The organism is Bacteroidota bacterium, from assembly GCA_016722565.1.
In the GTDB taxonomy this organism is placed as follows: domain Bacteria; phylum Bacteroidota; class Bacteroidia; order 2-12-FULL-35-15; family 2-12-FULL-35-15; genus 2-12-FULL-35-15.
The window spans coordinates 545,754-572,455 of sequence record JADKIU010000001.1 but is presented as its reverse complement, the minus strand read 5'-3'; the positions used below and the strand labels follow the sequence as shown (position 1 = coordinate 572,455).

General features: G+C 39.0%; 17 protein-coding genes and 2 pseudogenes. 10 read left to right on the top strand and 9 right to left on the bottom strand.

Annotation, left to right across the window (positions count from 1 at the left end):
* The first annotated feature begins 64 nt into the window (after positions 1-64).
* From IPP64_02230 to IPP64_02190, 9 genes are all read left to right on the top strand, one after another.
* Positions 65-337: a hypothetical protein gene (locus IPP64_02230; GenBank protein ID MBL0328249.1), complete on the top strand. Its 273-nt coding sequence runs from the start codon at positions 65-67 to the stop codon at positions 335-337.
* Positions 338-445: 108 nt separating this feature from the next.
* On the top strand, positions 446-946 hold the full coding sequence (locus IPP64_02225; GenBank protein MBL0328248.1) for a hypothetical protein: 501 nt from the start codon (positions 446-448) through the stop codon (positions 944-946).
* Positions 943-3,267: a T9SS type A sorting domain-containing protein gene (locus IPP64_02220; protein MBL0328247.1), complete on the top strand. Its 2,325-nt coding sequence runs from the start codon at positions 943-945 to the stop codon at positions 3,265-3,267. Before IPP64_02225 ends, IPP64_02220 begins: the two co-directional genes overlap by 4 nt.
* 234 nt (positions 3,268-3,501) lie before the next feature.
* Entirely contained in the window at positions 3,502-4,254 is a 753-nt protein-coding gene (locus IPP64_02215) for a hypothetical protein (protein ID MBL0328246.1), read from the top strand.
* 134 nt (positions 4,255-4,388) lie between these two features.
* A complete protein-coding gene (locus IPP64_02210) occupies positions 4,389-4,721 on the top strand; it encodes a DUF3291 domain-containing protein (GenBank protein MBL0328245.1) in 333 nt (110 codons plus the stop codon).
* 126 nt (positions 4,722-4,847) lie between these two features.
* Positions 4,848-8,261: a T9SS type A sorting domain-containing protein gene (locus IPP64_02205; GenBank protein ID MBL0328244.1), complete on the top strand. Its 3,414-nt coding sequence runs from the start codon at positions 4,848-4,850 to the stop codon at positions 8,259-8,261.
* 263 nt (positions 8,262-8,524) lie between these two features.
* The gene (locus IPP64_02200) at positions 8,525-11,947 is read left to right on the top strand and encodes a T9SS type A sorting domain-containing protein (protein MBL0328243.1); all 3,423 of its coding nucleotides are present in this window, start codon (positions 8,525-8,527) and stop codon (positions 11,945-11,947) included.
* 669 nt (positions 11,948-12,616) lie between these two features.
* Positions 12,617-13,102, top strand: a complete 486-nt coding sequence (locus IPP64_02195) for a hypothetical protein (protein MBL0328242.1) — start codon at positions 12,617-12,619, stop codon at positions 13,100-13,102.
* Between the two features lie 297 nt (positions 13,103-13,399).
* Positions 13,400-13,882, top strand: coding sequence for a DUF1905 domain-containing protein (locus IPP64_02190; protein MBL0328241.1), 483 nt, complete (start codon positions 13,400-13,402; stop codon positions 13,880-13,882).
* A gap of 1 nt (position 13,883) precedes the next feature.
* Here IPP64_02190 and IPP64_02185 read toward each other — a convergent pair whose 3' ends face one another.
* The gene (locus IPP64_02185; GenBank protein MBL0328240.1) at positions 13,884-14,264 is read right to left on the bottom strand and encodes a helix-turn-helix transcriptional regulator; all 381 of its coding nucleotides are present in this window, start codon (positions 14,262-14,264) and stop codon (positions 13,884-13,886) included.
* Between the two features lie 148 nt (positions 14,265-14,412).
* Here IPP64_02185 and IPP64_02180 point away from each other — a divergent pair, with 148 nt between their 5' ends.
* Complete coding sequence (locus tag IPP64_02180; protein MBL0328239.1) at positions 14,413-14,766, top strand: DoxX family protein; 354 nt, start codon at positions 14,413-14,415, stop codon at positions 14,764-14,766.
* A 261-nt stretch (positions 14,767-15,027) separates the two neighbouring features.
* Here the strand turns inward: IPP64_02180 and IPP64_02175 are convergent, their stop codons facing one another.
* The 8 genes and pseudogenes from IPP64_02175 to IPP64_02140 all read right to left on the bottom strand — a co-directional run bounded on the left by IPP64_02175 (position 15,028) and on the right by IPP64_02140 (position 26,684).
* Positions 15,028-15,663 (bottom strand): hypothetical protein, encoded by a 636-nt coding sequence (locus IPP64_02175; protein MBL0328238.1) that lies wholly within the window; start codon positions 15,661-15,663, stop codon positions 15,028-15,030.
* A 1-nt stretch (position 15,664) separates the two neighbouring features.
* On the bottom strand, positions 15,665-16,801 hold the full coding sequence (locus IPP64_02170; GenBank protein MBL0328237.1) for an efflux RND transporter periplasmic adaptor subunit: 1,137 nt from the start codon (positions 16,799-16,801) through the stop codon (positions 15,665-15,667).
* A gap of 8 nt (positions 16,802-16,809) precedes the next feature.
* The gene (locus tag IPP64_02165; protein ID MBL0328236.1) at positions 16,810-21,159 is read right to left on the bottom strand and encodes a CusA/CzcA family heavy metal efflux RND transporter; all 4,350 of its coding nucleotides are present in this window, start codon (positions 21,157-21,159) and stop codon (positions 16,810-16,812) included.
* Positions 21,160-21,251: 92 nt separating this feature from the next.
* Positions 21,252-21,638 carry a hypothetical protein gene (locus IPP64_02160; GenBank protein MBL0328235.1) on the bottom strand — a complete coding sequence of 129 codons (387 nt, stop codon included), beginning with the start codon at positions 21,636-21,638 and terminating at the stop codon, positions 21,252-21,254.
* A 106-nt stretch (positions 21,639-21,744) separates the two neighbouring features.
* Entirely contained in the window at positions 21,745-23,142 is a 1,398-nt protein-coding gene (locus IPP64_02155; protein ID MBL0328234.1) for a tetratricopeptide repeat protein, read from the bottom strand.
* On the bottom strand, positions 23,139-23,327 hold the full coding sequence (locus IPP64_02150; protein MBL0328233.1) for a hypothetical protein: 189 nt from the start codon (positions 23,325-23,327) through the stop codon (positions 23,139-23,141). The genes IPP64_02155 and IPP64_02150 overlap by 4 nt, the downstream gene beginning before the upstream one ends.
* A 22-nt stretch (positions 23,328-23,349) precedes the next feature.
* Positions 23,350-25,700, bottom strand: a pseudogene (locus IPP64_02145) (MMPL family transporter).
* A 13-nt stretch (positions 25,701-25,713) separates the two neighbouring features.
* Positions 25,714-26,684, bottom strand: a pseudogene (locus IPP64_02140) (YitT family protein).
* Positions 26,685-26,702 lie beyond the last annotated feature (18 nt).

The following is a 26,702-nucleotide window of genomic DNA, read 5'->3' as shown; positions in this document are numbered from 1 at the left end:
GATAACATACTGAAATTTGTTTTATTTTTGTTCAAATTTTAGTTTTATCCCAAAACCCTCATCCATGAACAAAAAAATAGCAAACGACTTAGCAGATGTTTTTGCGGTAGCTCCCCCCGCTACCTTGCGCAAAAGCCTTAACCAAGTGTTTTTTGCCTATGTGATGAATACAGAAGTGCTTCCTCCCAACTTTAAGGAAATAAGTAGTGATATCTATTTTTTAAATCATTTTCTGGAAAAAGCAGATGAACAGTTAACCAAACAAACTACAAAGAAAACGGTCCTCCCAAAAGCTAGAAATCAACAGCATTTGTCTAAAACGGTAAAGAAAAGGTAACCGAATTTTCATCCAAAACCCTTAAAACAAAGGAAAAAAGCCTTAACGGTACAAGAAACATCTTTCTCGGTACAAGAAGCGTCTTTCTCGGTACAAGATGAATTGAACTTGGTACAAGAAACATCTTTATTGGTACAAGATGAATCGTTTTCGGTACAAGATGAATCTTCGTTGGTACAAAATACATCTTTGTTGGTACAAGAAGAATCTTTCTCGGTACAAGATGAATTGTTTTCGGTACAAGAAACATCTTTGTTGGTACAAAATGAATTCATCTCGGTACAAAATTCATCTTCGTTGGTACAAGAAGAATTCATTTCGGTACAAAATGAATCTTTCTCGGTACAAGAAGAATTCAACTCGGTACAAAATGAATCGTACACGGCACAAACAACATCTTTCTCGGTACAAGATGAATCGCTGTTGGTACAAGAAGCATCTTCTTCGGTACAACCTACATCTATCTTCTACCAACAAGCTGTTTTGACGAAAATTGGAAGTAGAAATCCTCCAATTGAAGCTATAAATCCCTCCAACAAACAATTCCGGTTGTTTGGAAGAATGTTCGCCTATTTTGGATTACCTTTATCGCAGATACAAAACACATGAAAAACCTCCTCACCTCTATCTTTATCATTAGTACATTCACCTCGTTTGGTCAATGGACACAAATGAACGACTCTTTACTAATAGGAGGAGCGTTTGCAACCAATCAAAATGTATTTCACAACGATTCGGTTACCATTATTGGAACTCCAAATGGAACGTATAATAGTTTTGATTTAGGAAACACCTGGAACTTTTCAAACGATGGCCTCTCCACCAAAACACTTGGCGTAAATGCCATTACCAACTTTAACAACATTCCTTTTTTAACACAATACCCCAACCGTATTTTAAGTTCAGCCGACAATGGCCGAAGTTTTTTCGAAATTACAACTACCGGCATTCCGGCAAATTATAATGCAACCAGCATTTATCATTTAGATAGCATTTTGTTTATCAACGGATTTTATAATGGTGGTGGCGTTGCTTCCTACTATAGCAACAACGGAATGAATTGGAACTTGGTACCTACCTTAACACATTCGGAATACCTTTCCAACAAACTTTCGTGGGGAGTGGTAACCGGTACCCGCTATTTCATGCGCTCCGACAGAACCATCTTTAACAACCCTGCAATTGATAGCTTAGGCCTGGCCAGCACCACCCGCGGTGATAAAGATGGCAATACCGTTTTTATGACAACCGGTGATAACCGATTATTCAAAATGGATATGGCTTTGGCTTCGCCATATTGGGTAGAAATTACTTTACCGGAAACGGGTGCTTCTACTATCAATATTTTTCCTGCAACAAATGCACTCTTGTTAACACTCATAAAAACATCTGCAACCGGAAAATTTTCTACCAAACTGTATCGCTCCACCAACTTGGGTGGCAGCTGGACAGAATTGGTATCAAGTGGAATTTACCTCAACACCATTTCTTATTTTAATGAAATGGATACCGATACCTTGCTGGTGAATGATGCCGGTGGAAACATTCTTCTTTCAACGGATGCAGGCTTAACATGGAATCAAAAAAACACCGGTTTTTTTGATTATTATTTTTCCAACATGCTGGTGATGGACAATAGTTTATTGTTACGCGTAATTAAAAACAATGGTGTTGCCGATGGTATTTTAAAATCGATTGATAATGGTGCGCATTGGGATATTTCTTCTTCCGGCTTACCAAGCGTGACCGGTAATAGTTATGATTCAACAGTTACTGTTCGCTACTATGATTATTTATTCAAGCAAGGCAATATTGCATTTTCTGGAAATCAACAAACCTTGTATCGCTCATTTGATGAAGCTACCACCTGGGATTCGATTAGTATCCCTTCGGGCGTTGGTTATTTCATTGGTGCATTTGGTGGTGACGAAGATTCATTTTTTATTGGTATGATGCAAGACACTGGTGTGGTACCTACCACCATTATCAGATATTACAGAACGAACGACAATGGAAATACCTGGCAACATGTTCCATCCATAGCGGCATTAAATTTTAATACGAGTACTGTTGCTCCTTTAACCATTGTCGGTAAAAGTGATACGATGACGCTTGTTCACAGAGAATTTATTACGGGCTTGGAACAGTTTTATGTTTACACATCCGTTAACAATGGTGATACCTGGACAGATATTTCGGGAACTACCTTTCCGCATCCGTATCAAACACTCGACTTTGCAAACCTCGTAGGTGTAGGACAAATTCCAATTTTACAGTATGGGAATACTGCTTCAAAATGGATGACGGTTATTTCAACACACGATTCAACAGATTATTTTACCACCATGCACGATACGTTGTATGCGTATAGTCAGGCAACAGGATGGAGTCAGTTAGCAGGAATAGGATTGCCGGCAGGCATCGACATTCAATCCATCGCTTACCATGATACCACTTGGACGATTGGTTCCAACTTCGGTGTTTTCTCAAGCACAGATGATGGAATAAATTGGGCCACGGGCTCCATGTTACTCTCCACCGATAGAACACCCACTGCAGATGGTTTATATATAGGCATGAATATTCAAACACTTGATTTTAAATTGAACGATGGTTTTATTGGAACAACCGGAAATGGTTGCTGGACCACCGCTGCTTTAATACTGGGTGTTAACGATGAAAAAGAAATTGACAATGATGTTGCAATTTATCCCAATCCAAACTCTGGTTTATTTACCCTGGAACTGCTGAACAAAAAAGCAGGAAGCGATGTGGAGATTTACAACCTGTTGGGAAAACTTATTTACCGCAACAAACTAGTAAACGAAAAAAATGTAATTGACATTTCCAATGAAGCAGCAGGCATGTATTTTTACAAAATACTGCTGGATGGAAAAACCATTTCAGATGGAAAGTTGATTGTGAAGTAGTGATTGAAGTAGATTTTTTTTAATTAGCTACGTCAATACTTGTTAGAACGTTCTCTGAGTTAGCACCGTCATTGCAATCCCGAGTATTCGGGAGAAGCAACCTCTTTTCGTTCTAAACTAGATTGCTTCGTACCACGCACCCGATCCAAAAGAAGAAGAAGTAAACAATCCTCACAAAACCGCATTGTGAAATTCATAAAAAGGTAGTAGTTTTATACAAATTAGGCCACACAAATGACCCTTCAAGAAAAAATAGTCCTTCGTCTTTTTCTTTTTTGTATTCTACTTACACCCTTTGTAATCGGCATCCATTACGCAATATTTCCCGAAGAAACCAAATGCATTTTGGTAGACTGGACAAACTTGGAGAACAAGGATCGAATCTATTATTCAGAAATCAGTTCCGAAAAAGAAATAGATTCCTTACAAGTATTGATCGACTCCGCTGCATTGCGTGTGGCAAAGTTCTGGGGTGAAAAAACTTGCAACCCAAAATATATTTATTTGAAAGACAAAACAGATTATGCCGGTTATTGTCCTTCCGGTGCGCCAGCAGCAACTTACCTTAAATTGGGTTCATACATTGTATTAAGCAGCGATGCTGTGAACATCGACATTATAACACATGAAATTTCGCATGCCGAATTTTTTGAGCGCATTGGTTTCTCCAGATGGACCTACGACATTCCATCCTGGTTCAAACATGGTTTGGCCATGCAAAATGATTATCGGGAAGGCTATTCCGAGGAGCAATTGAAAGTGGTCACAAAGGACATGCAAGACATTCCCGAAATAAAAGATTTCATCTATGACCTTGCATTCTATTCCGGAACAGAAGAGGAAGTTGCATTGCATTATATGCTTGCCAAGCAGGAAGTAAAAAAATGGTATAGCCCACAAAAATTAAAACAACTGATTGCTGATTTAAATGCCAGTAAAAAGTTCAAAGATGCATTCGGATACGATGCAGGTATTATTCAGAAGTAACGCAATGTCATTCGTTAACAGTACTGCACTCAGACGATACTAAAGGTAAAGGAATCGAAACCAAGAAGAGAGGCGCTAGGCTTTCTTATCAAGGAAAAAAAAGAGACTAACATATTTTTGAAAAAATAAAAATCATGAAAGCAACCATCACCTCCATCGAATTAAAAGGACCGCTTAAATTTTTCGCCTTATCGGCCTCGGCATTAAAAATCATCAAACAACTCAAAACCACCAAGTGTTTGGAATTTAAAAAACGTGGATTATGGACTACCCACTATACCATGACGCTTTGGAACAGCGAACAAGAGTTACTAGATTTCGCAAGAAGTGGCGCACATCTGGAAGCCATGAAGATCAGCAAAAACATCGCCAAAGAAATCCGCACCCTCACCTATGATACTACTTCCCTCCCCGACTGGAAAACCGCTATTGCAATGCTGGAGAATGGGAAAGTAATAAAGTATTAATTGTTTGATAAAACCGGAGCTCCCCCTCTCCTTTATCAAGGAGAGGGGGCAGGGGGTGAGGTCCTTTAAAAAAAATTCACTACATTTAATACACTCAAACACGAAACACTTATACTACTTTTTACAATGAATAAAAAACTACTCCTCCCGATTGTTTTTTTATTGTTGGCGTTCTCAACAGCATCTGCTCAAAAATGGGTACAAATGATGGAAGATCCAACCGTAAATTTTTATGACGTACAAAAAGAATTTTACTCTTATTACGTAGGACAAACAAAAGTACATGAGTCGGAACCGAACATGGATGGTCCTTACAGTCGTTTCAAACGTTGGGAACATTATATGGAACCGCGCGTTTATCCAACAGGAATTCGTCCGGACCCAAAACATTTATATGCAGAGTGGTTAAAACAAAAAGCACTTATACCAACAAATAAGGCAACAGCCAATTGGACATTTATTGGTCCATCACAACTTCCAATAAATGGTGGTGGTGCTGGAATATCGTTTGACATAGCTATTGATCCAACCAACTCACAAAACTTGTGGCTAGCAACAGGGGGTGGTTTGTGGAAATCAACAGATGGTGGAAACACGTGGAGCACCAATACAGATTTTCAACTTCCGGCACTGGGCGTAATGGATGTAACAATCGATCCAACGAATACGAACAACATGTATATTGGTATATTAATGCATGGCGTTTTTAAATCTACCGATGGAGGAAACACCTGGAGCAATACAGGATTAAATCAATATTGCTATCGGGTAGCGATGGACCCTTCCAACTCAAATGTGTTGTTAGCAGGATGTACCAATGGCGTTTACAGAAGTGCTGACGCTGGTGCAACGTGGTCATTAGTAATTCCAACTTCGGGTTTTACAAATGTCATTACCGAAGTAGAATTTAATCCCGCTACACCCAATATTGTTTATGCAGCAGGCTATTCAGTAATGTATCGTTCGGCTGACAATGGAATAACGTGGACGGTGTTAACAGCAGGGTTACCGCCTAGTCCATTCGGAATAAAATTAGCAGTGAGTCCTGCAAATCCAAACTACGTGTATGCATTAATGTGCAGCTATGTATTTCCGGCAAGCAATGGATTTTATGGTTTGTACCGTTCAACAGATGCAGGATTAACGTGGACAGCGATGTCGACCACACCCAACATTATGGGTTATGATATTTCAGGTGTAGCCAGTGGCGGTCAAGGTTCTTATTGTATGGCTTTGGCTGTATCCCCTTTAAATGCAGATGAAGTATATGCAGGCGGAATTCATGTTTGGAAATCCGTTAATGGTGGTTCAACGTGGACCATCAAAACAAATTGGGGTGGCCCGGGAACAGCGGTCCATGTGGATCAACAAGGATTACAATTTCAGCCCGGCAGTGGCAACATTATCTATTCTTGCAACGATGGTGGATTAAATGTTTCCACCGATGCAGGAGATACCTGGACGAACTTGAGTAATGGATTAGAAATTTTACAAATACATAAACTCGGAAATTCTGCAACCAATCCAAATATTATTGCAGTAGGAACACAAGATAACGGCAGCAACAAAAGCAGTTCGGGAGTTGTAACAAACATTGGTGGCGGTGATGGGTTTGAGTGCATCATTGATTATACCGATTCAAATACAATCTATACCTCTTATCAAAACGGAGCCATTTTTCGTTCACTTGATGGTGGAACAACAAATGTTTCCATCACTCCAGCAAGCAGTTCAAATTTTTACACCTACTATTCAATGAATCCATTAAATAGTAAAACACTGTATGCTCCATTTGCAGAATTGTATCGCTCCCATAATAAAGGAACAACTTGGACGGCTATCACATCAGGTGTGTTTCCTGCAGTAAGCGGTGCCTTCCATACACCAGTAGCTGTAGCTCCATCCGACACAAATACGATTTATGTAGCGCGCATGACAGAAGTTTATAAAACTACAAATGGTGGAGTAAGCTGGACAAGTCTTTCAACAGGATTGCCACCGGCAGCTTATGTTACAAGCATGACGGTGCATCCAACCGATGCAAATACTTTATGGTTAACATTTTCGGGATATGGAAGTTATTCAACAACCAGCAACGACAAAGTTTTTAAAACAACCGATGGTGGTTTAACATGGACAAACATTACAGGAACAGGCTTGCCATTAGTGGCAGTAAATTGTGTGGTTTACCAAAATGGTTCACCGGATGCATTGTATGCAGCAACCGATATAGGCGTTTATTACATTGACAATACGATGGCGAATTGGATTCCTTACAACACCGGTTTACCAAACGCAAGAATTACAGAAATTGAAATTCAATATGGGGCAGGAAAATTACGTGCAGCAACGTATGGTCGCGGATTATGGGAAACAGATTTAAATGTAGCGGTGGTGAATGTGAATGATGCAGGAATTTCAACCGTTATTTCTCCAACGGCAACCATTTGTACAAACATAATTACACCTGTTGTGAAATTAAATAATTTCGGCTCCGCAACATTAACATCAGCCACCATCGAATATCAAGTAGATGGCGGAACGGTAAATACGTTTGCTTGGACAGGTTCGATTGCCTCTTTCGGCTCGTTGAACGTTACATTGCCGGCAATAACTGTAACACCAGGCGCACATATTTTTCATTCGAATACCATTTTACCAAACACAGTTGCAGATATAAACAACACCAACGATTCTACCAACTTTGCTTTTAATTATCTAACAGGCTTACCACTTCCTTTCAGCGAAGGATTTGAAAGCACCACCTTTCCACCAACAGGTTTTACAAGAAACAATTTTGATGGAGGAATCACATGGCAACGAACAACACTTGCAGCAAAAACTGGAACAGCATCTGCGTTTATGGATGACATGAATTATGCTAACGATGCGATGATTGATGAATTGATATTACCGAATATTGATCTAACAAGCACCGCTTCACCTGCTTTAACTTTTGAAATGGCGTATCAATTAAGAGCAAATCCATTGCCATCCAATTCCTATTCCGATACGTTAAAAGTGCAAGTATCAACCGACTGCGGAGTTACATGGACACAAGTTTTCAAAAAATTTGATATTCCCCTGGTAACCACTACACCTATTTACAACACGTCTGTAACCTATGTTCCAGCAACGTCCACTACAGCAGATTGGAGATTAGAATCAATTGATTTGAGTCCTTTCAATTTCAGTAATGGTGTATTGATTAAAATTATAAATGTAAACGGAAGAGGAAATAATTTATACATCGATGATATTAATATAGTAGATATTCCACTGAGCACATTGGAAAACACCAAACCAACAATTGAAATTTTTCCAAATCCAAACAGCGGTACATTCACTGTATCGATGGCAAATGGAAAACTTGGAAGTGATTTAGAAATTTACAATGTATTAGGGAAATTAATTTACAGTCAGAAATTAGTAAATGGAACCAACGACATTACTATTTCAGAACAAGCTGCAGGGATGTATTTTTACAAAGTACGTTATGAAGGCAAAGATGTTGCGAATGGGAAGTTGATGGTGAGGTAGAAATGGAACGCAGATGACGCGGAAAAAAGGGATGTTCGCAGATTTTTATTTGTTGAGTAGCTATCAAAAACGGAGCGTCATTGCGAGGTACGAAGCAATCTCGCTTCGTCCTAAACTAGATTGCTTCGTCATTCTTCCTCGCTCCCGATAGCCATCGGGAGACGTGCTAAAGAAAACTCTCTCAGATATACCCCTCTTTGCCTTTAAAAATTTTTCACTACATTTAATACACTCAAACACGAAACACTTATACTACTTTTACAATGAATAAAAAACTACTCCTCCCGTTTGTTTTTTTATTATTCGTTACGTCAACAGCCTCTGCTCAAAAATGGGTAGAGATGATGGAAGACCCCAACGTAAATTTTTACGATGTACAAAAAGAATTCTACGCTTATTATGTTGGAAAAACAAAATTAGAAGAAACCGAGCCGCGCATGGATGGTCCCTACTCACGCTTTAAAAGCTGGGAACGTTACATGGAACCAAGAGTATATCCAACAGGAATTCGCCCAGATCCAAAAATGATTTATTCTGAATGGCTCAAACAAAAAGCATTAGCACCTACCAATAAGCTTGTAGCAAACTGGAGTTTGATTGGACCTTCCGTTATTCCTTCCAATGGAGGTGGTGCAGGAAAAGTAAATTGTGTTGCCATCGATCCTATTAATACACAAAACATTTGGATAGGAACCAGTGGTGGCGGAGTATGGAACTCAACAAATGGTGGAGCAACTTGGAGCTGTACTACTGATCAACAACTTCCTTCATTGGTAATTAGTGATATCGCCATCCATCCAACAAGTCCAAATATCCTATACGTTAGTTTACGACAAGGTGTTTTTAAATCAACCGATGCGGGAGTAACCTGGTTTGATACCGGATTAAACAAAACATGTTATCGTATTGAAATTGATCCCGCCAACCCCAATACCATCATCAGCTCTTGTGTGGACGGACTCTATCGAACAACGGATGCAGGTGTAACGTGGACGCAAGTAACAACAATTACTAATGCAATTAATAATGTGGATGATATTGAATTTAATCCCGGAAATTCTAACATCGTTTATGCTTGTGAATTTTCTGCAATCAAACGATCTGCGGATAATGGATTAACATGGACAACCATCACAGCAGGATTACCAACTACTCCTACGCCTTATGGAATAAAATTGGCTGTTTCTCCTGCGAGTCCAAATCATGTCTACGCATTACTAACGAGTTACTCACCTCCTGTGAGTTCCGGATTTTACGGTTTATATCGTTCAACCGATGCAGGATTGACGTGGACCAACATGTCGTCTTCCCCTAATATTTTAGGATACGACATCACTGGAGCTGCTACCGGTGGACAAGGAGCCTATTGCATGTCGCTTGCCGTTTCTCCTCTAAATGCAAATGAAGTTTATGTTGGAGGAATTAATTTATGGAAATCAACAAATGGTGGAGTATCTTGGACCAACAAATCAGATTGGGGAGGAACGGGAACAACGTATGTGCATGCCGATCAGCAAGACTTAAAATTTCAACCGGGGAGTGGAACGATTTTGTACTCCGCAAATGATGGAGGGGTAAATGTTTCTGCCAACGCAGGAAACACGTGGACCGACCTAAGCAATGGGCTCGCAATTATGGAGATTTATAATTTAAGTAGTTCTGCAACAAATCCAAATGTGATTGTTGTAGGTGCACAAGACAATGGAACAAACAAAAAAAGTTCAACAGGATTTTCAAGAATAAATTATGGTGATGGCTTAGATTGTATTATTGACTATACCGATTCAAATACGATATACTCCTCGTATCAAAATGGAGCCATCTTCCGATCTATAGATGGTGGCGCAACAAACGTATACATTAGCCCATCTACCTCCTATAATTTTCAAAACAATTATTCAATGAATCCATTGAAACCTAAAACATTATATGCTGCATTTAATAATATATACCGTTCTTATAATCGCGGAGCAACATGGACTGCAATTACATCCGGCTTATATCCCACTTCAACCGGAGGCGGATTTTTAATTCCGGTTATTGCAGCACCTTCGGATACAAATACAATTTACGTTGCTCGCTTTACAGAATTATATAAAACCACCAATGGCGGAATTTCTTGGACAACACTCACATCGGCAGGCGTATTGCCTGATGCCTATATTACAGGAATGGCTGTAGATCCAACAGATGCAAACAAGGTTTGGATCACCTACACCAGTTACTTATCCCATTTTTATACAACTAGCAATCAACGCGTTTTCAAAACAACAGATGGTGGATTAACTTGGACCAACATTACCTATACAGGATTACCATTTGGTTCAAACAATTGTATTCTTCATCACGATGGTCCGGCAGACGCACTTTATGTTGGAACAGATTTAGGAGTGTATTATCTGGATAATACCATGTCGAGCTGGGTTCCTTACACAAATGGAATTCCCAATGTGCGTGTGACTGACTTAGACATTCAACAATCGGTTGGAAAAATAAGAGCTGCAACTTATGGAAGAGGAATATGGGAATCGGATTTAAATGTGCCTGTTATCAACACGAATGATGCCGGCACGCTCACAGTAGTCAGTCCAGCTGGAACAATTTGCACGAATACGTTTGCTCCGGTAGTTAAATTAAAAAATTTCGGTTCAGCCACATTAACTTCAGCAACAATCAAATATCAAGTAGATGCAGGAGCTGTAAATACATTTTTGTGGACAGGGTCATTGTCCTCTTTCTCCTCCACCAATGTTACACTTCCATCTCTTTTGGTTTCAGCAGGGAATCATGTTTTAAAAACGTATACTATTCTCCCCAATGGAGTAACAGATACAAATGCACCTAACGATTCCGCTACGAGCTCATTTTATTTTCCTGTTGGCTTAACGCTTCCTTATAGTGAAGGTTTTGAAAGCACCACCTTTCCTCCACCGGGCGTTACAATCAATAATGCTGACAGTTGGATTACCTGGCAGCGAACTACTGCAGCTTCCTACGCAGGAAGCGCTTCCGCATTTATGGACAATATGAATTACTTTAATGATGGAATGATTGATGAAGTAGTTTTACCTTATTTTGATTTTCCTCCCGGCTGGACCTATTTAAATTTTGAATATGCTTACCAACTTCGAGACGACCCTATTCCAATTGCTTATTATTCCGACACATTAGAAGTTGAAGTTTCTACGGATTGCGGAAACAGCTGGACGGTGGTATATAAGAAATTTGATTTGCCTTTAGTTACAACAGTGCCAAGCTTTAATCAAACGGTTCTGTTTGTACCAACATCCACTTCTCAGTGGGCATCCGAAACCATTGATCTAAATGCATTTAATGGCAATGATAAAGTATTGATTAAATTTCAAAATGTTAATGGAAGAGGAAACAGTTTATATTTAGACAACATAAACATTACCAACACGCCATTAGGTTTTGAAACAAACGTGATTTCAAAAATTGAAGTTTATCCAAATCCAAACAATGGAATATTTACCTTGTCGATGCAAAATGGAAAAGGCGGAAGTGATTTAGAAATTTACAATGTATTAGGGAAATTAATTTCCAGTCAGAAATTATCAAACGGAACAAATGTGATTGATATTTCAAAACAAGCTGCAGGAATGTATTTTTACAAAGTACGTTATGAAGGGAAAGATGTTGCGAATGGGAAGTTGCTGGTGAAGTAGAGATGTGCTTCACAGAGAAATTTTTTCTTACAAACATTTTCGTTAACCAAGGCGGTAATAGCTCTGTATAATTCTTCGTTCTTTCTTTTGATTCTCCAAAAGAAAGAACCAAAGAAAAAGCGACCACGAAAACCAACCCCAAGCTTTTGTTTTACCCGCAAGAATCCACGCTTGGATTCCACAAAACTTGTGGTTCACACCTTTAGTTCATAGCATAATATTTCTCTAAGGTATTCATGAATGCCAAAGGCATTTCGTGGACGTCCCCGCGCTACTCCGAAATGAAATTATCAATAACTAACAATCCTTTCGAAGCCGCGCGCAAGGATTGGCCGGGCGCGATGCCGACAAGGGGTGAACCATATTTTTCCAAAAAATCTTAGCAAAAGCTTTAGTCCTTTTGCTTTAGATTTTTAGAAAAATATGGAGAGGAGCGCAAGCAATCGCCCGGTCTTGATTTTTTTCTTTCTTTTTTCATCAAGGAAAAAAGAAAAAGCTAAAACGAAATCCTAAAATGTAGTAGTGGGTAAATAATCTTTTTAAGTAGCAACAATCCAAAGTTACGCGGCAATCTCCCCATCCTAAGCAAAATCAAACAATTTAACCCAAACGCTATGAAATTCCTCATAGCAATCCGCTTTAATTCTTATCAACTTTGATAAAAAAATCATGAGCCAAACACATCTTCATTTATTAATCACTCATCTGCCGATATTCGGTTCAGTTTTGGGTGGACTCGTCTTAGCACATGGATTGTGGACAAGAAGTAGTCAAACAAAAATTGCAGCATATAATCTGTTGATTCTTTCAGCAATTGGTGCTGTAATTGCTTACATGACCGGAGAGGCGGCAGAAGAAACAATTGAAAACATTCAAGGTGTTGCAACCAACATGATTGAAGAACACGAAGAATCAGCTTTGGTTGCATTGGTGTCGTTAATTGCTTTGGGAGTTGCTGCACTAGGCGGACTCTTTTTAACTTTAAAGAAATCGGCCATCACACGCACAGCAGCCATTGTTATTTTTTGTTTAGCACTGGTTAGTTTTGGTTTAGTTGCCCGCACAGGATACTTAGGTGGACAAATCCGACATACAGAAATTGGTGCTGGAGGAAATGCAATTCATGGGAATGAAGCTGAAGAAGACGAAGATTAATTTTGGGCAGTATTAAAGCATTCAAAGTGTCTTCACAAAAAACACCCCTCAACCTGACCAACATCATAGGAAACAAATCCCATCTTTTTCACCTTTGTGTCGGTAAGTTTTATTAGAACATAAACACAGCTACTCCGCATGTAGGGGAAAGAACGGGAGGAAGATTGAAACGGGTTTTTTAGAGAGAGCATTTTTTCAACTTCCTCCTGCTTTCTATGTCTACTCATTTCGAAAGTGAGGTTTCTCCCATACCATCTATTCCCTTTTTCCAAAAAATACTTTATATTTATTGCTTCAATGAAACCCATTGTCGACAAACAATATATTCTCGAAAAGTTCCCCGGCAAGGGCGGCTGGACCTTTGCACGCATTCCCGAAATAAAACAAAATAAAAAAACACCATTCGGTTGGCGAAAAGTAAAAGGAACAATTGATGGTGTTGAAATTTCAAAATATCATTTGATGCCTATGGGCAACGGAAATTTATTCCTTCCGGTAAAAGCAGAAATCAGAAAAAAAATAAAAAAGACAGTCGGAGATTTTGTGCATGTTATTCTTTTCCCTGATAACGATCCACTGGAAGTACCCGAAGAGATGTTGCTGTGTTTGGAAGATGAACCGGAAGCGTTGCAGTTTTTTAATTCCTTAACTGAAAGCGAAAAAAAGTATTATGTTCAATGGGTATACTCCGCTAAAAAGGAAGAAACAAAAGTAGATCGGTTAGCCAAAACGATTAACCGATTGGTGAAAGGATTAAAGTTATATGATCAGGAGAAGTAAATTATTTACCGCCAATAATTCGTTTTCGGTGTTTCGTTCCCCATTTATGCAACTCACCAATCAGTGGTTTAAGTGTTTTGCCATAGGCCGTTAGTTCATACTCGACAGTAACAGGAGAGGTATCATACACATGTCTATCCGCCAAACCATTTACCTCCAATTCTTTTAATTCCTTCGACAACATTTTAGGTGTTAGTCCGGGTATCTCCCGTTGAATTTGTTTGAATCGTTTTTTACCGAAAGTGAGTGATAAAATAATTTGCAACTTCCACTTACCGCTTAAAATATCCAATGCATCCTTTACAGGCAAGAGCATTTTGGTGCATTCGGTGGTATTTAAATGTGAAGGACATTTTCGTTTATCGTGTTCGAGAGTTTCCATCTTTTTGAATTAGATAACAAAGATAAGCACTGGACGCTTTCTTTTATATACTGCTTTCCTAAAGTATACCGCTTTCCTTTGGGAAAGCAGTACCATTTAGATACTTAATCTCCCTACGTTTGTCGCATAAATCAAAAAACAAAAAATCATGTCGACAAAAACAAAAAAAATTATTTCAATTGTATTGATGGCACTTCCATCATTGATGTTAGTAATGAGTGCTGCGATGAAGCTTATGGCTGCCCCGGAGATCGTAGCTGGATTAACCAAAGGAGGACTAGGAAATTTTATTCAACTATTCGGAATTGTTGAATTGATTGCAGTGGTATTGTTATGGATTCCGAAAACGTATAAAATCGGATTTTTATTATTGTGCTGTTATTTAGGAGGAGCCTTGTCTATTGAATTAGCAAGTGCACAACCACCGGCTGCGGCAATCTTTTTAACATTACTATGGATAGGGATGTTCTTAAAAGACAAAGCTGTTTTTATAAAGGAATAGTTAATAATTGCCTGACGAACCTATAAACAACCTTTCGAAGCCGCGGGCGAGGATTGGCCGGGCGCGATGCCGACAAGGGGTGAACGATATTTTTCTAAAAAATCTTAGCAAAAGCTTTAGTTCTTTTGCTTTAGATTTTTAGAAAAATATGGAGAGGAGCGCAAGCAATCGCCCGGTCTTGATTCTTTTGTTTCTTTTCTGATCAAGCAGAAAAGAAAGAAGTTAACTAAAAACCCTATGTTTTTATAGGTATAACCTCTCTTAATTATTCGGATACCCCGCATTCACCCATCTTTCAATGGCATCAATATCACATTGCGAAATTTTTCCGGCATTCTTCGGCATTGGTGAAAAACCGGCTGTATGATTTAAACTCCCAACCAAACGATTTCCTGTTACGGCTGCTGCCACTCCGGTATACGTTGTTAAATCCAATCCCCCTCCGGCACTGGCTCCTGTATGACAACCCACACACCACGTATCCATTGTTTTTTTAACACGTGTGTTGTAGGTAAAATCAACCGTATCACATAAACGACAATTCGAACTGTTGGGCGCTCCCATCTTGATCCAAATTTTTATGGTATTCAAATCTTTCTTACTTAATTTAGGATACGGACTTTCAGGCATCGAAGGATTGGCGCCACTGATCTCTCTGTAAATTTCACTTTGCTGCGGATGCTTTGGAGTGATTCCTTTCATAATCCCTTCATACGTAGTAAGATCGTAATCTTCTTCATGACTCGCTGCATCGTGGCAACCACTAAAGGCACAATTGGAAACAAAAATCGGCAACACGTCTTCTGTGAAACACGCATCCGGTGAATACACATCGGAGGTGCAGGTGGTGAGTGAACATACACCACCTACAGCCAGTATCAAAACTAATTTTTTCATCTTATTCAGCATTTGTATTTTTAAGTTGCATCAACAATGCATACGCTCCCTTTGTAACAAACGGTTGCGCACCATATTCCTTTCCCCCTTCAAACGTAATTTCAGCAAAAGTAGTGTTACCACTTCCTTTTTTAACTTCTATCATCTCAAACTCGTTCTTACCTTTTGCAAGAAAAACGTAGTCCTTTCCCTCAAAGGTAACAATTGCATCCTGATGTATCGAAATAACATTGTTATTTTGTATTTCCACATCGGCATTCATGTACATCCCGGGCATTAGTTTTTTATCATACGTTTCAAAGTGGCAATGCACTTCCGCGCTTCTATCACTCGATAAATCTTGAGAGATTAATATAATTTCGCAGGCATACTTTTTATCCGGCTCATTATTATTGTACGCCATCATTTTTTGTCCGATGTATAGTTTACCCATATCCTTTTCAAACACTTCCAGGTTCAGGTGAATGTCAACCGGATTAATCAACTCAAACAAAACATCCGAAGGATTAACATATTTGCCGATGTTCACATTTACTTTCGACACATAACCTTCGATGGACGAATATAAATTGATGCTTCGGGAAAGATTTGCTTCCGAAAGCGTTTCAGGGTTTACATTTATCAATCGTAATTTTTCCGCCAATGCGCTCATAGTAATTTTCTGCGTTCTATACTCCATTTCGGTTTGTTGAAATACTTTATCGCTACTCGCTTTACTTTGATTTAATTCTTTCTGACGGTTGTATTCATTTTCAGAAAAAGTCAATTTCGATTTTGCGGTGAGGTATTCTTGTTGCAACTGGATATATTGTTGATCTTCCATTGTTGCAATCACTTCGCCTTTTTTAACATACATACCGGGCAAGAGTTTGGTTGATTTTAAAAATCCACCCAAAGGCATACTCACCGAAACCATGTTTTGCGGTGGCACATCAATTTTTCCGTTAAGTTTTAATGAAGAGGAAATGCTCCGCTTTTCGAGCTTTCCGGTTTCCACACCGGCACTTTTAAGTTGTACATCGGTGAGTGAAACAAAATTTTCGGCAACGGCAACTGCTGTTGTTTCATCCTGATTTTTTTGTCCGCCACAAGCCGACAATAAACTAATTCCGATGAAGAGAAGGATTGTATTTTTCATTGTTATGGTTATTTAGAAAGTAAGTAGTTCAGTTGAATAATTGTTTCGTTCAGATTTTTTACGGCATCCAAATACTCCGCTTGAATAGAAATGGCTTGATTGGTGAGCATCACCCATTCCAGATAATTAATCGCTCCATTCGCAAATTGTTTGTTGGAGGTATCAAAAATTAAATCAGCATTTTTTAAAGCAACCGTCTCAAAGTAGTTCACTGTCGCTTCTTGATTTTTAAAATACGCCAACATGGATTTGTATTCCATTTGCAGACTGCTTTTTTCGGAGCGGTAACGATTTTCGGTAATGCTACGATTCATTTTTGCAGCATTGATTTTGGATTTTTGTGCTCCAAAAAACAAAGGAATACCCACACCCACCTGCACCGATTGAAAGCGCGAACCGGCACCATACAATACATCGTCTGCACCCATGCCTTTCATGGTTACACTATAATAACCCACATTCAACTCCGGAAAAAGTTTTGCGCGTTCTACCTTTTGCTGAATGGCAGTTACTTTTTGTTGTTGCTCCAACACCTTTAACAAAGGATGCTGTGTCACCAAGCCGGTATCCAAACTAAAATCAAGACTTTGTTTCAACGGTGTAGCAGCAGGAACAAAAGCGGTATTCGCATTTAATACCAATCGAAATTGTAACAGCACCACTTCCAATTCTTGTTGGATTTGTTTGAGTTGAATGCGCAAGCTTCCGCGTTGGGTTTCAGCCGTTGTTTTTTCAAGCACATTGCTCTCCCCTTTTGAAAAACGCAAATTCGCTTTTTCTAAAAACACAGCATACATACTATCGTTCTTTTGGAGCAAGCTTTCTTTTTCTTTTAACACAAGAAAAGAATAGAAAAGTTGACGCACCATTTTTTTAGTATCCGCTTCTTTTAACGCCACATTCAACACAGCCGTTTTCCATTCTTCTCGTAGGTAGCTCTTTTGTTGAACATATAAAGTAGGGAAGCTAAACGATTGCGAAACACCAAACCCATTGTCGGGATAGGCACTGTTGATTTGCCCAAATTCTCCGTTCACCGAAGTTTGTGGCAAATTCACCCCTGACTGAATCAATTTCTTTTGATAGTCGGAAACCAGCTGTTCGTTTTTAATGTTGAGATTATTTTTTAATGCAGAGTCGATTGCGGCTTGCAACGCAATAGGTGTTTGCGCGAAACCATTCTGAGCAGAAAAAGCAATCAACAAAAGTATAGCCGGAGCAATTACAGGTTTCACTTTCATTTTCCCTCCTTTTTCAAAAATGATATATAAAATAGGTAATACAAAAAGTGTGAGGAATGTAGCAATCATTAATCCGCCAATAACAACGGTAGCAAGTGGTCGTTGCACTTCAGCTCCTGCACCACTGCTAATCGCCATGGGCAAGAAACCCAATGAAGCAACGAATGCTGTCATCAATACCGGTCGTAATTTAATTTTTGTCCCCATCAACACAATTCTACGTGTATCGTTCCACCCTTCTTCTTTCAGTCGATTAAATTCTGCAATGAGCACAATCCCATTGAGTACCGCAACGCCAAACAAGGCAATAAATCCGACACCGGCTGAAATACTGAATGGCATGTCTCTCCAGGCCAGCGCAAAAATTCCACCGACAGCAGAAAGTGGGATAGCTGAATAAATCAATAATCCTTGTTTGATGGAGTTGAACGAAAAATACAACAACAAGAAAATAAGTAATAGAGAAATCGGAACAGCAATTCCTAATCGTGCTTTGGCAGCATTTAAGTTTTCGAACGCACCACCATAGGTGACATAGTATCCGGCAGGAAATTTAATTTCTTTATCTACCTTCTTTTGCAACTCCTGAACGATGGATTGCACATCACGGCCACGCACATTGAATCCAACAACAATTCTGCGCTTTGTATCTTCGCGTTGAATCTGATTCGGACCATCTTTCAATTCGACCTTCGCTAATTGTTGCAACGGAATTTGTGAACCTGATGGAGTAGGAATTAATAGGTTGCGAACATCTTCAATGTTTTTTCGCTGTTCACCATCAAGCCGCACCACCATATCAAACCGTTTCTCCCCTTCAAATACTAACCCTGCAGATTGTCCGGCCAATCCGGTATTCACCACCCGATTGATGGTAGAAATGTTTAATCCATACTGGGCAATGGTAGCGCGATTGTATTCAATAATAATTTGCGGCATGCCCGTAACCGGTTCAACATATAAATTTTGTGTTCCATCAACGGTTGAAGAAAGCTTTCCTAACTTTTCGGCATAGCGTGCAAGCGTATCCATGTTTTCTCCAAAAATTTTACAGACGACATCTTGTTTTGCACCGGTCATCAATTCGTTGAAACGCATTTGAACGGGAAACTGAAAACTCACGGTGATACCCGGCACTTGTGCAACGGCTTTACTCATTTTTTCAGAAAGTTCAGGAAATGTTTCTGCAGAAGTCCATTCACTTTTATCTTTCAAGATCACCATCATGTCGGCCGCCTCCATTGGCATTGGGTCGGTAGGAATTTCACCACTACCAATTTTTGTCACCACTTGTTGCACTTCAGGGAACTGCGCTTTTAAAATACCAGCTGCTTTTTGAGTACTCTCAATGGTGGTTGTTAAATTACTTCCGATGAGCACACGTGTTTCAACAGCGAAGTCGCCCTCTTCCAAGGCAGGAATAAATTCACCACCCATACCCGACAAAACAAAAATAGAAAGGACAAACAAGGTGAGTGCAGTGGCGATGGTTGTTTTCGGAAAATTCAACACTTTGTTCAAAGCGTTTTGATAATGGCGTTCAAAAAATGCCATCATCTTATCCGAAAATGTTTTTTTATGCGAAAGTTTCTTACTCATGATCAATGCACTCATCATAGGAACATAAGTAATAGAAAGAATGAATGCACCCAACAATGCAAACGCAACCGTTTGTGCCATTGGGATAAACATTTTCCCTTCGATGCCTTGCAAGGCGAAAGTCGGCAAGTACACAATCAAAATAATTATTTGTCCGAACACCACACTCCGCGCCATTTTACGAGAAGCACCGGAAACTTCGTCATCCATTTGTTGTTGTGTTAGCTGATTCACATTTGCAAAATGTTTGCTATGCGAAAGTTGATGCAATACCGCTTCAACAATAAACACAGCGCCATCCACAATCAATCCGAAATCGAGTGCACCCAAACTCATTAAGTTACCAATCACACCAAATGCATTCATGAGGATAACCGCAAACAGCATGGCTAAGGGAATAACGGAAGCGACTAAAAAGCCGGCACGCATATTTCCCAAAAACAAAATCAATACAAACAATACAATCAATGCCCCTTCAATCAAGTTGGTTTCAACGGTACCAATGGCATTGTTCACCATTTTAGTACGATCCAAAAACGGTTCGAGTATCACACCTTCGGGCAGTGTTTTTTGAATTTGCAAAATACGTTCTTTGATATTTTTAATGACATCGCTGCTGTTCTCTCCTTTCAACATCATCACCACAGCACCGGCCACTTCACCTTTGTCGTTGTAACACATGGCTCCGTAACGGGTAGCATTGCCATAGCGCACATCAGCTACATCTTTAATTAACAAAGGCGTTCCGTTGGTAGTGTTTTTAATAAAGATGGATTGAATGTCTTCGATGCTTCCTACCAATCCTTCGCTGCGGATGTATAAAACAGTAGGGCCTTTTTCGATGTAGGCACCACCCGTATTTTGATTGTTGCTTTCAAGTGCGGCAAACACATCCGACATGGTTATGTTAAACGATTGTAATTTGTTGGAATTCACAGCAATTTCATATTGCTTGAGTTTACCACCGAAACTACTTACATCGGCTACACCTTTCACTCCGAGCAATTGTCTGCGTACCACCCAATCCTGAATGGTGCGCAAAGCAGTTGCATCGTATTTATTTTCAAAGCCTTCTTTGGCGCGAACGGAGTATTGATAAATTTCACCCAAGCCGGTAGTAACCGGACCCATGGAAACATTTCCGACACCTTCTGGCAATTCAGCTTGCACTTGTTGCAAACGTTCGGCTACTTGCTGACGTGCCCAATACACATCTACATTATCTTCAAACACAATGGTTACGAGGGATAATCCGAAGCGAGAAAAACTTCTGATTTCCTTTAAGCCTGAAATATTATTGTTGGCTTGCTCGATGGGGAAAGTGATCAATCGTTCGATATCCGTTGCACCAAACGAAGGAGCAACAGTAATCACCTGGACCTGATTATTGGTAATATCGGGAACAGCATCAATAGGTAGTTTCGTAGTTTGATACGAACCATAACCGATAAGGGCAATTACAAAAAGCCCGATGATGAGTTTGTTCCGAATGGAAAACTCTATAATTTTAGTTAACATAATTTCTTGTTTAAATTATTTTTGATACACATACATACAGACCACACAATCACCTTGGGTAATTGCAATGTTCTAAAAAATCAAAAAGGGAATTAACAAGATTTTGGCGGTTGCCAAATAGAAGCTAAATAAGCGGAAGATAAATGATTGTCTGAAAAAAGAGTATACTGCTTTCTATCAGAAGGAATCGGTTTTAAAAGTAAACTATTGGAGCCGAAGAGTACTGGAGCAATTTCAAGACTACTTAATAAGGTATTTGGAGTTTTGAAAGGCAATTTCATATCCTTATCGTAATCGGCATCTTTCACATTCTTTTGTGCATAATGTAGATATAAGAATCCCAACACAGAAAGATTTTTGTTTTCTTCTTTATGTTCAAGATAGTGTTCCACCAACATGGGCAACTTTATCAGTTGACTTAATTCCGTAAGCGAAAGCAAGTAAATGGACAACAAAAATATGGGAATATACTTTTTCACTGGCACAAAGATACGAAATTTTTAAGGGCAAAGCAATACAAGCTCTAGCCAAGTCGATAAGGAAAACATGATTTTTGTCAGGAATAACAACAAGACATTTGAAAAACTACCCTTTCTTCTTCAACTTACTCATCACCCGATCAATGTACTTTTCTGTTGGCAGTAAACTACGCTGGATTCTTTTGGCATAGTGAATGGAATCAATAATTTCTCGTTGCTTTTCTTCAACCAATTCTTTTTGTTTCTCTACAATTTCTTTTTGCTGTTCGATAATCGTTTTTTGTTTTCGAATAATTCTAAAACGATTGAAGAGTATAAATGTGAAAAATAAAACCAATATCAATCCGGCAAACAAAGCATAGCGTTGAATCTTTTCTTGTTTTAATTCTGCTGCAGCCAATTGCTTATCCACAGCTACTTGCAAACTATCGGCAGTAGTTTTTTTATCAAACTCATATTGCATCTGGAGCTGCAACGTTTTTTTTGCACTCTCCACATTGTAGATACTATCACGAATTTGAATGAACTTTTTATAATGCAGCAATTCGTTCGGCACATCCTTCATCTTTTGATACAACACACTTAATGCCTGCTCCACCTCCGAATTCATATCAAGATAGCCGTTGGACAAGGAGACATCCGCTGCAAGGAGTAAATATTTTTCAGCTTCCTTGTACATCTTCAAATCAGTATAGTCGGTACCAACATTGGCATTGCTTTCCGCAATTCCTTTTTGATCTCCAATCTCTTCACGTATTTTCAGGGCTTGTTGATCATACAACAAGGATTTTTGAATGTCTTCCGCCAATCTATAACTGGTAGCAATGTTATTGAGTGCATAGGCAATAAAATATTTATCCCCCGACTCTTTAATCATATCATAGGATTTGAAACTATATTCCAATGATTTGTCGACATCCTGCAGCATGTTGTAAACCATCCCGATGTTTCCAAGATGTCGGGAAATTTCTCTTTTATTTCCTAACTCTTCTTCAATCTTGAGGGCTTTTAAATAAAACTCTTTTGCCTTTTCATATTCTCTCAATTCAAAATAAACACCACCAATGTTTGCTGTGTGTCGAGCAACGCCTGTTTTATCTCCTAATGCTTCGTCTTTTTGCAATGCCCTTAAATAATATTGAATGGCTTTCGGAAATTCACCTTTATAATAATAGGACATTCCGATATTACCCAAATGTTTGGCTTGGCCCATTTCATTCTTTATTTCTTCATCCATCTTTAATGCCGCCACATGTTGCAACAATGCTGCATCGTAGTCACCCTGAGCACCATATATCAAACCAAGGTTTCCGGTTGATGTTGCAACACCTTTTTTATCTCCTGCCTCCTTCGAATAGTTGATGGATGTTTCATAACTTTTAATCGCTTGTGGATATAGACCATTATCGTCATAATAAAAACCATACAAGCGAAATACATTTGCAAGTTCTTTTTTGTTGTTCTTTTTTTCTGCAAAGGATTTATACGCTTTCAAGTATTTCACCACCATTGAAGAATCCGCAAATTCATTTTGAAAAACAGTTTGATGTAGGTATCGTATTTGATGGAATCGGAGGTGGCGGTATTCAAAACACGAATCAGCGAATCAGAAGGATGCGGAATCGCATACACCTGATTGCTTAGTGTAAACAAGAAAGAAAAAAGCAGGAGTAAGAATACTTTTTTCATGAGATACATTTTTAAATAGTAATTACACTTCCTCTCCCAGTTCAATCAACGATTTCGCTTTTGCTTCTTTTTTACTTTGACGTTTGTCGATCGACAAAAGAATTGCCGGAAGTAAAACCAGATTGGTTACCATGGCTACTAATAACGTAATGGAAATAAGAACTCCCATCGCTACTGTTCCACCAAAACCGGAAGCAGCAAAGATGGCGAAACCACAAAACAATATCACCGCAGTATACACCATACTCAATCCCGTTTCTTTAATCGCGATAGAAATAGATCCTGCTACCGTGGCATTCATCTTTTTTAATTCTTGTCGGTACTTCGTTAAAAAATAAATGGTTCCATCGGAGGAAATTCCAAACGCGATACTAAAGATTAAAATAGTAGATGGTTTGAAACGAATTCCTAAATACCCCATGATTCCCGCAGTAATAATCAACGGTATCAAACATGGGATTTTTGAAAGCACAATGATTCTTACAGAGCGGAACAAGGCAATACCAACAATGGCAATCAACAAAATCTCAATCAACAAACTTTCAAACAGGTTGTACAACAAATAAGCATTGCCTTTTAAGAACATCAAACTTTGCCCGGTTAACGTTACATTGTATTCGTTCGAATCAAAAATAGAATCCACACGAGGTTCCAATTCTGCAATCAGTTTTTTCATTTTCTCTGAACCGATATCGGCCATCTGAAAACTCACACGCGTAATTTGTTTGCTCGAATCGATAAACGTTGCTAATTTATTTTCTTGTCCTTTTACCGTTGACGTATATTGTGTCAACTCTTTTAAGTCCATAATCCCCGGAAGGATATAATATTTCTTTTCTCCATCCTTATATGCCTGATACGAAAACTTTACGCCTTCTACCACAGATAGTGGTCGCGAGAACTCATCGTACTCCGCAAACACTTTTTGTAATTTTTTAATTTTATAAAGCGTTGCGCCATTGTCGGCAAACACACCATTTTCTTTTTTTGTGTCAATGGAAATTTCAAAAGGCAATACCCCATGAAAATTTGTTTGGAAAAATTGTAAATCGGTATTCACAGGATCGTTTTTAGGAAGATCATCCACCACAAATCCGTTCACATTAATTTTGCTCGCTCCATAAGCAGACACCAACGTAACAATGGTAATGATCCAATACAATTGTTTGCGTTTGTTGTGTACAATAAAATCTACCCAAGCCAACAACTTATTAATTTTTACACCTTCCAAATGTTTGGTTTGTTTTTTTGTAGGTGCCGGCAGATACGTTAATATAATTGGAATGAGGAACAATGTGATAAAATACGTCACCATCACATTGATAGCTGCCACTACCCCAAACTCCACCAACATGGAACTGTTTGTAAAATACAATACACCAAAACCAATGGCTGTGGTTACGTTTGCTAAAAACAACAATACACCAATGGTTTCAATCATCACCGACAAGGCCTTTACTTTGTTGCCATGTTTGATGTATTCACTTTGGTATTTATTGATGAGGAACACACAATTGGGAATACCGATCACCATGATGAGCGGTGCAATCAATCCGGAGAGCATGGTAATTTTATAATCGAGCAAGGAAATAGTTCCAAGCGCCCAGGTTACACCAATGGCAACTACAAATACTGAAAAGAAAACCGAAGAAAACGAACGGAAGAACAACCATAAAATAATCACCATCACCAACGCTGCCAAGCCCATAAACAAACCCATCTCTGCGGATACCTTTTCCATCAGCGCAGTACGAACATACGGTAAACCGGAATAGTGAATTTGCAAATTGTGTTTTTGGCGAACGCATCACCAAGTGTTTTTATCTGATGTACAATTTCAATTCGGCTTTTCGAATTCAAATCTTTTTTGGTGAAGGTAATCGCCATTAAATTGGCACCGGTTTCTTTGTTGTATACCAAGCCATCATAAAATGGAAGTGATTCAATCACATCTTTCAAGCTATCCAACTCGGTTTGTGATTTCGGAGCAGAGTTAATAATCGGAAGGAAATCAAACTTGCTTAAACTGTCGTTGCGTTTGATGTTATAGAGCTTTGCTACCGACAACAATTCCTTAATCCCTGCAATGTTTTTTATTTCTGTACTGAGTTCATACCAGTCGTTAAACTTCTTCAGTTCAAATAAATTTTTATCCTCAATACCGATTACCATTACACTGCCATCTTCACCAAACAGCTTTCTGAAGTTTTCATACTCGATATAGGTTGGATCATCTGCAGGCAAAATCTGCGGATAGGTATAGGTCAATTCAATTTTTGTTGCCTCATAACCCATAAATGCGGTGATGGCCATGATCACAGCAATAAATGCAATTTTATTTCTTAAAATCTTATTTGCTAAAAATCTCCACATAGTATTAACGTTATTAGTGCAAAGGTCGCTTTTTTATCATTCCGCCCTTCGTATCTTTTACAGTATTCATTACAATAAATGCATTCGGGTCAATTTTTCAACTTCCGTTTGCAGTTTCCCAATTTCCAAGCGGGTAATCACGGTATACACAATATCCATGTCGCCCCGGTTTTCACCCCGTTTTCCAAAACCCCGCTTACCGGTATAGATGGTGACACCACGCCCCATCTTTTCGGTAATCATCAACCTTACTTCTTCACAATGTGCTGAAACAATGGTGACTCCCGTATATTCCTCCACTCCTTCAATTACAAAATCAACCGTTTTGGATGCTGCCAGATACGCCAAAATGGAGTATAAAGCCGTTTCAATCGACAAGACATAAGCAGCAACAGAAAAAATGAAGATGTTAAACACTAAAATAACATCGCCCAATGTAAGCCCTGTGCGCTTACTCAAGTAAATCGCCAATATTTCCGTACCATCCAAAACCCCACCACCTCTGATAGCAAAACCAATTCCTGCACCCAGAAAAAATCCTCCGAATACCGAAATTAATAATTTATCTGATGTGATTACCGGGTAGCGAATAAACGTAATTGCCAACGCTAAACCGATAATCGCAATCACACTTTTAATGGCAAATTGCTTCCCGATTTGGTGATAACCCAAAATAATAAAGGGAATATTAATGACAATAATCAAAATCGGTAAGGGATACTTTGTGACTTCGGCAGTTAACAAGGAAATACCTGTTACACCGCCATCAATAAAGGAGTTGGGCAATAAAAACCCTTCCAAGCCAAACCCTGCAGCCAAAATTCCGACCAAAATTAAAAATGCATCCTTTATAAAATGGATTGCGGTTACTTTGAGTTTGTAAAACTCCTTTGCGATATCGTAAGTACTAACTTCCTTCCGTTGACCAGCTTTGTTCGATTGTTTCGCCCGATTGATTATGATTTGTTGAAGAAGTGGATTCATATCTTTCCTTTTTATAAA

What these genes read in the sequence shown, in the direction of transcription:
- IPP64_02230 (MBL0328249.1), top strand. Translation starts at nt 65, where the DNA reads ATGAACAAAAAAATAGCAAACGACTTAGCAGATGTTTTTGCGGTAGCT.
- IPP64_02220 (MBL0328247.1), top strand. Translation starts at nt 943, where the DNA reads ATGAAAAACCTCCTCACCTCTATCTTTATCATTAGTACATTCACCTCG.
- IPP64_02215 (MBL0328246.1), top strand. Translation starts at nt 3,502, where the DNA reads ATGACCCTTCAAGAAAAAATAGTCCTTCGTCTTTTTCTTTTTTGTATT.
- IPP64_02210 (MBL0328245.1), top strand. Translation starts at nt 4,389, where the DNA reads ATGAAAGCAACCATCACCTCCATCGAATTAAAAGGACCGCTTAAATTT.
- IPP64_02205 (MBL0328244.1), top strand. Translation starts at nt 4,848, where the DNA reads ATGAATAAAAAACTACTCCTCCCGATTGTTTTTTTATTGTTGGCGTTC.
- IPP64_02200 (MBL0328243.1), top strand. Translation starts at nt 8,525, where the DNA reads ATGAATAAAAAACTACTCCTCCCGTTTGTTTTTTTATTATTCGTTACG.
- IPP64_02195 (MBL0328242.1), top strand. Translation starts at nt 12,617, where the DNA reads ATGAGCCAAACACATCTTCATTTATTAATCACTCATCTGCCGATATTC.
- IPP64_02190 (MBL0328241.1), top strand. Translation starts at nt 13,400, where the DNA reads ATGAAACCCATTGTCGACAAACAATATATTCTCGAAAAGTTCCCCGGC.
- IPP64_02185 (MBL0328240.1), bottom strand. Translation starts at nt 14,264, where the DNA reads ATGGAAACTCTCGAACACGATAAACGAAAATGTCCTTCACATTTAAAT.
- IPP64_02180 (MBL0328239.1), top strand. Translation starts at nt 14,413, where the DNA reads ATGTCGACAAAAACAAAAAAAATTATTTCAATTGTATTGATGGCACTT.
- IPP64_02175 (MBL0328238.1), bottom strand. Translation starts at nt 15,663, where the DNA reads ATGAAAAAATTAGTTTTGATACTGGCTGTAGGTGGTGTATGTTCACTC.
- IPP64_02170 (MBL0328237.1), bottom strand. Translation starts at nt 16,801, where the DNA reads ATGAAAAATACAATCCTTCTCTTCATCGGAATTAGTTTATTGTCGGCT.
- IPP64_02165 (MBL0328236.1), bottom strand. Translation starts at nt 21,159, where the DNA reads ATGTTAACTAAAATTATAGAGTTTTCCATTCGGAACAAACTCATCATC.
- IPP64_02150 (MBL0328233.1), bottom strand. Translation starts at nt 23,327, where the DNA reads ATGAAAAAAGTATTCTTACTCCTGCTTTTTTCTTTCTTGTTTACACTA.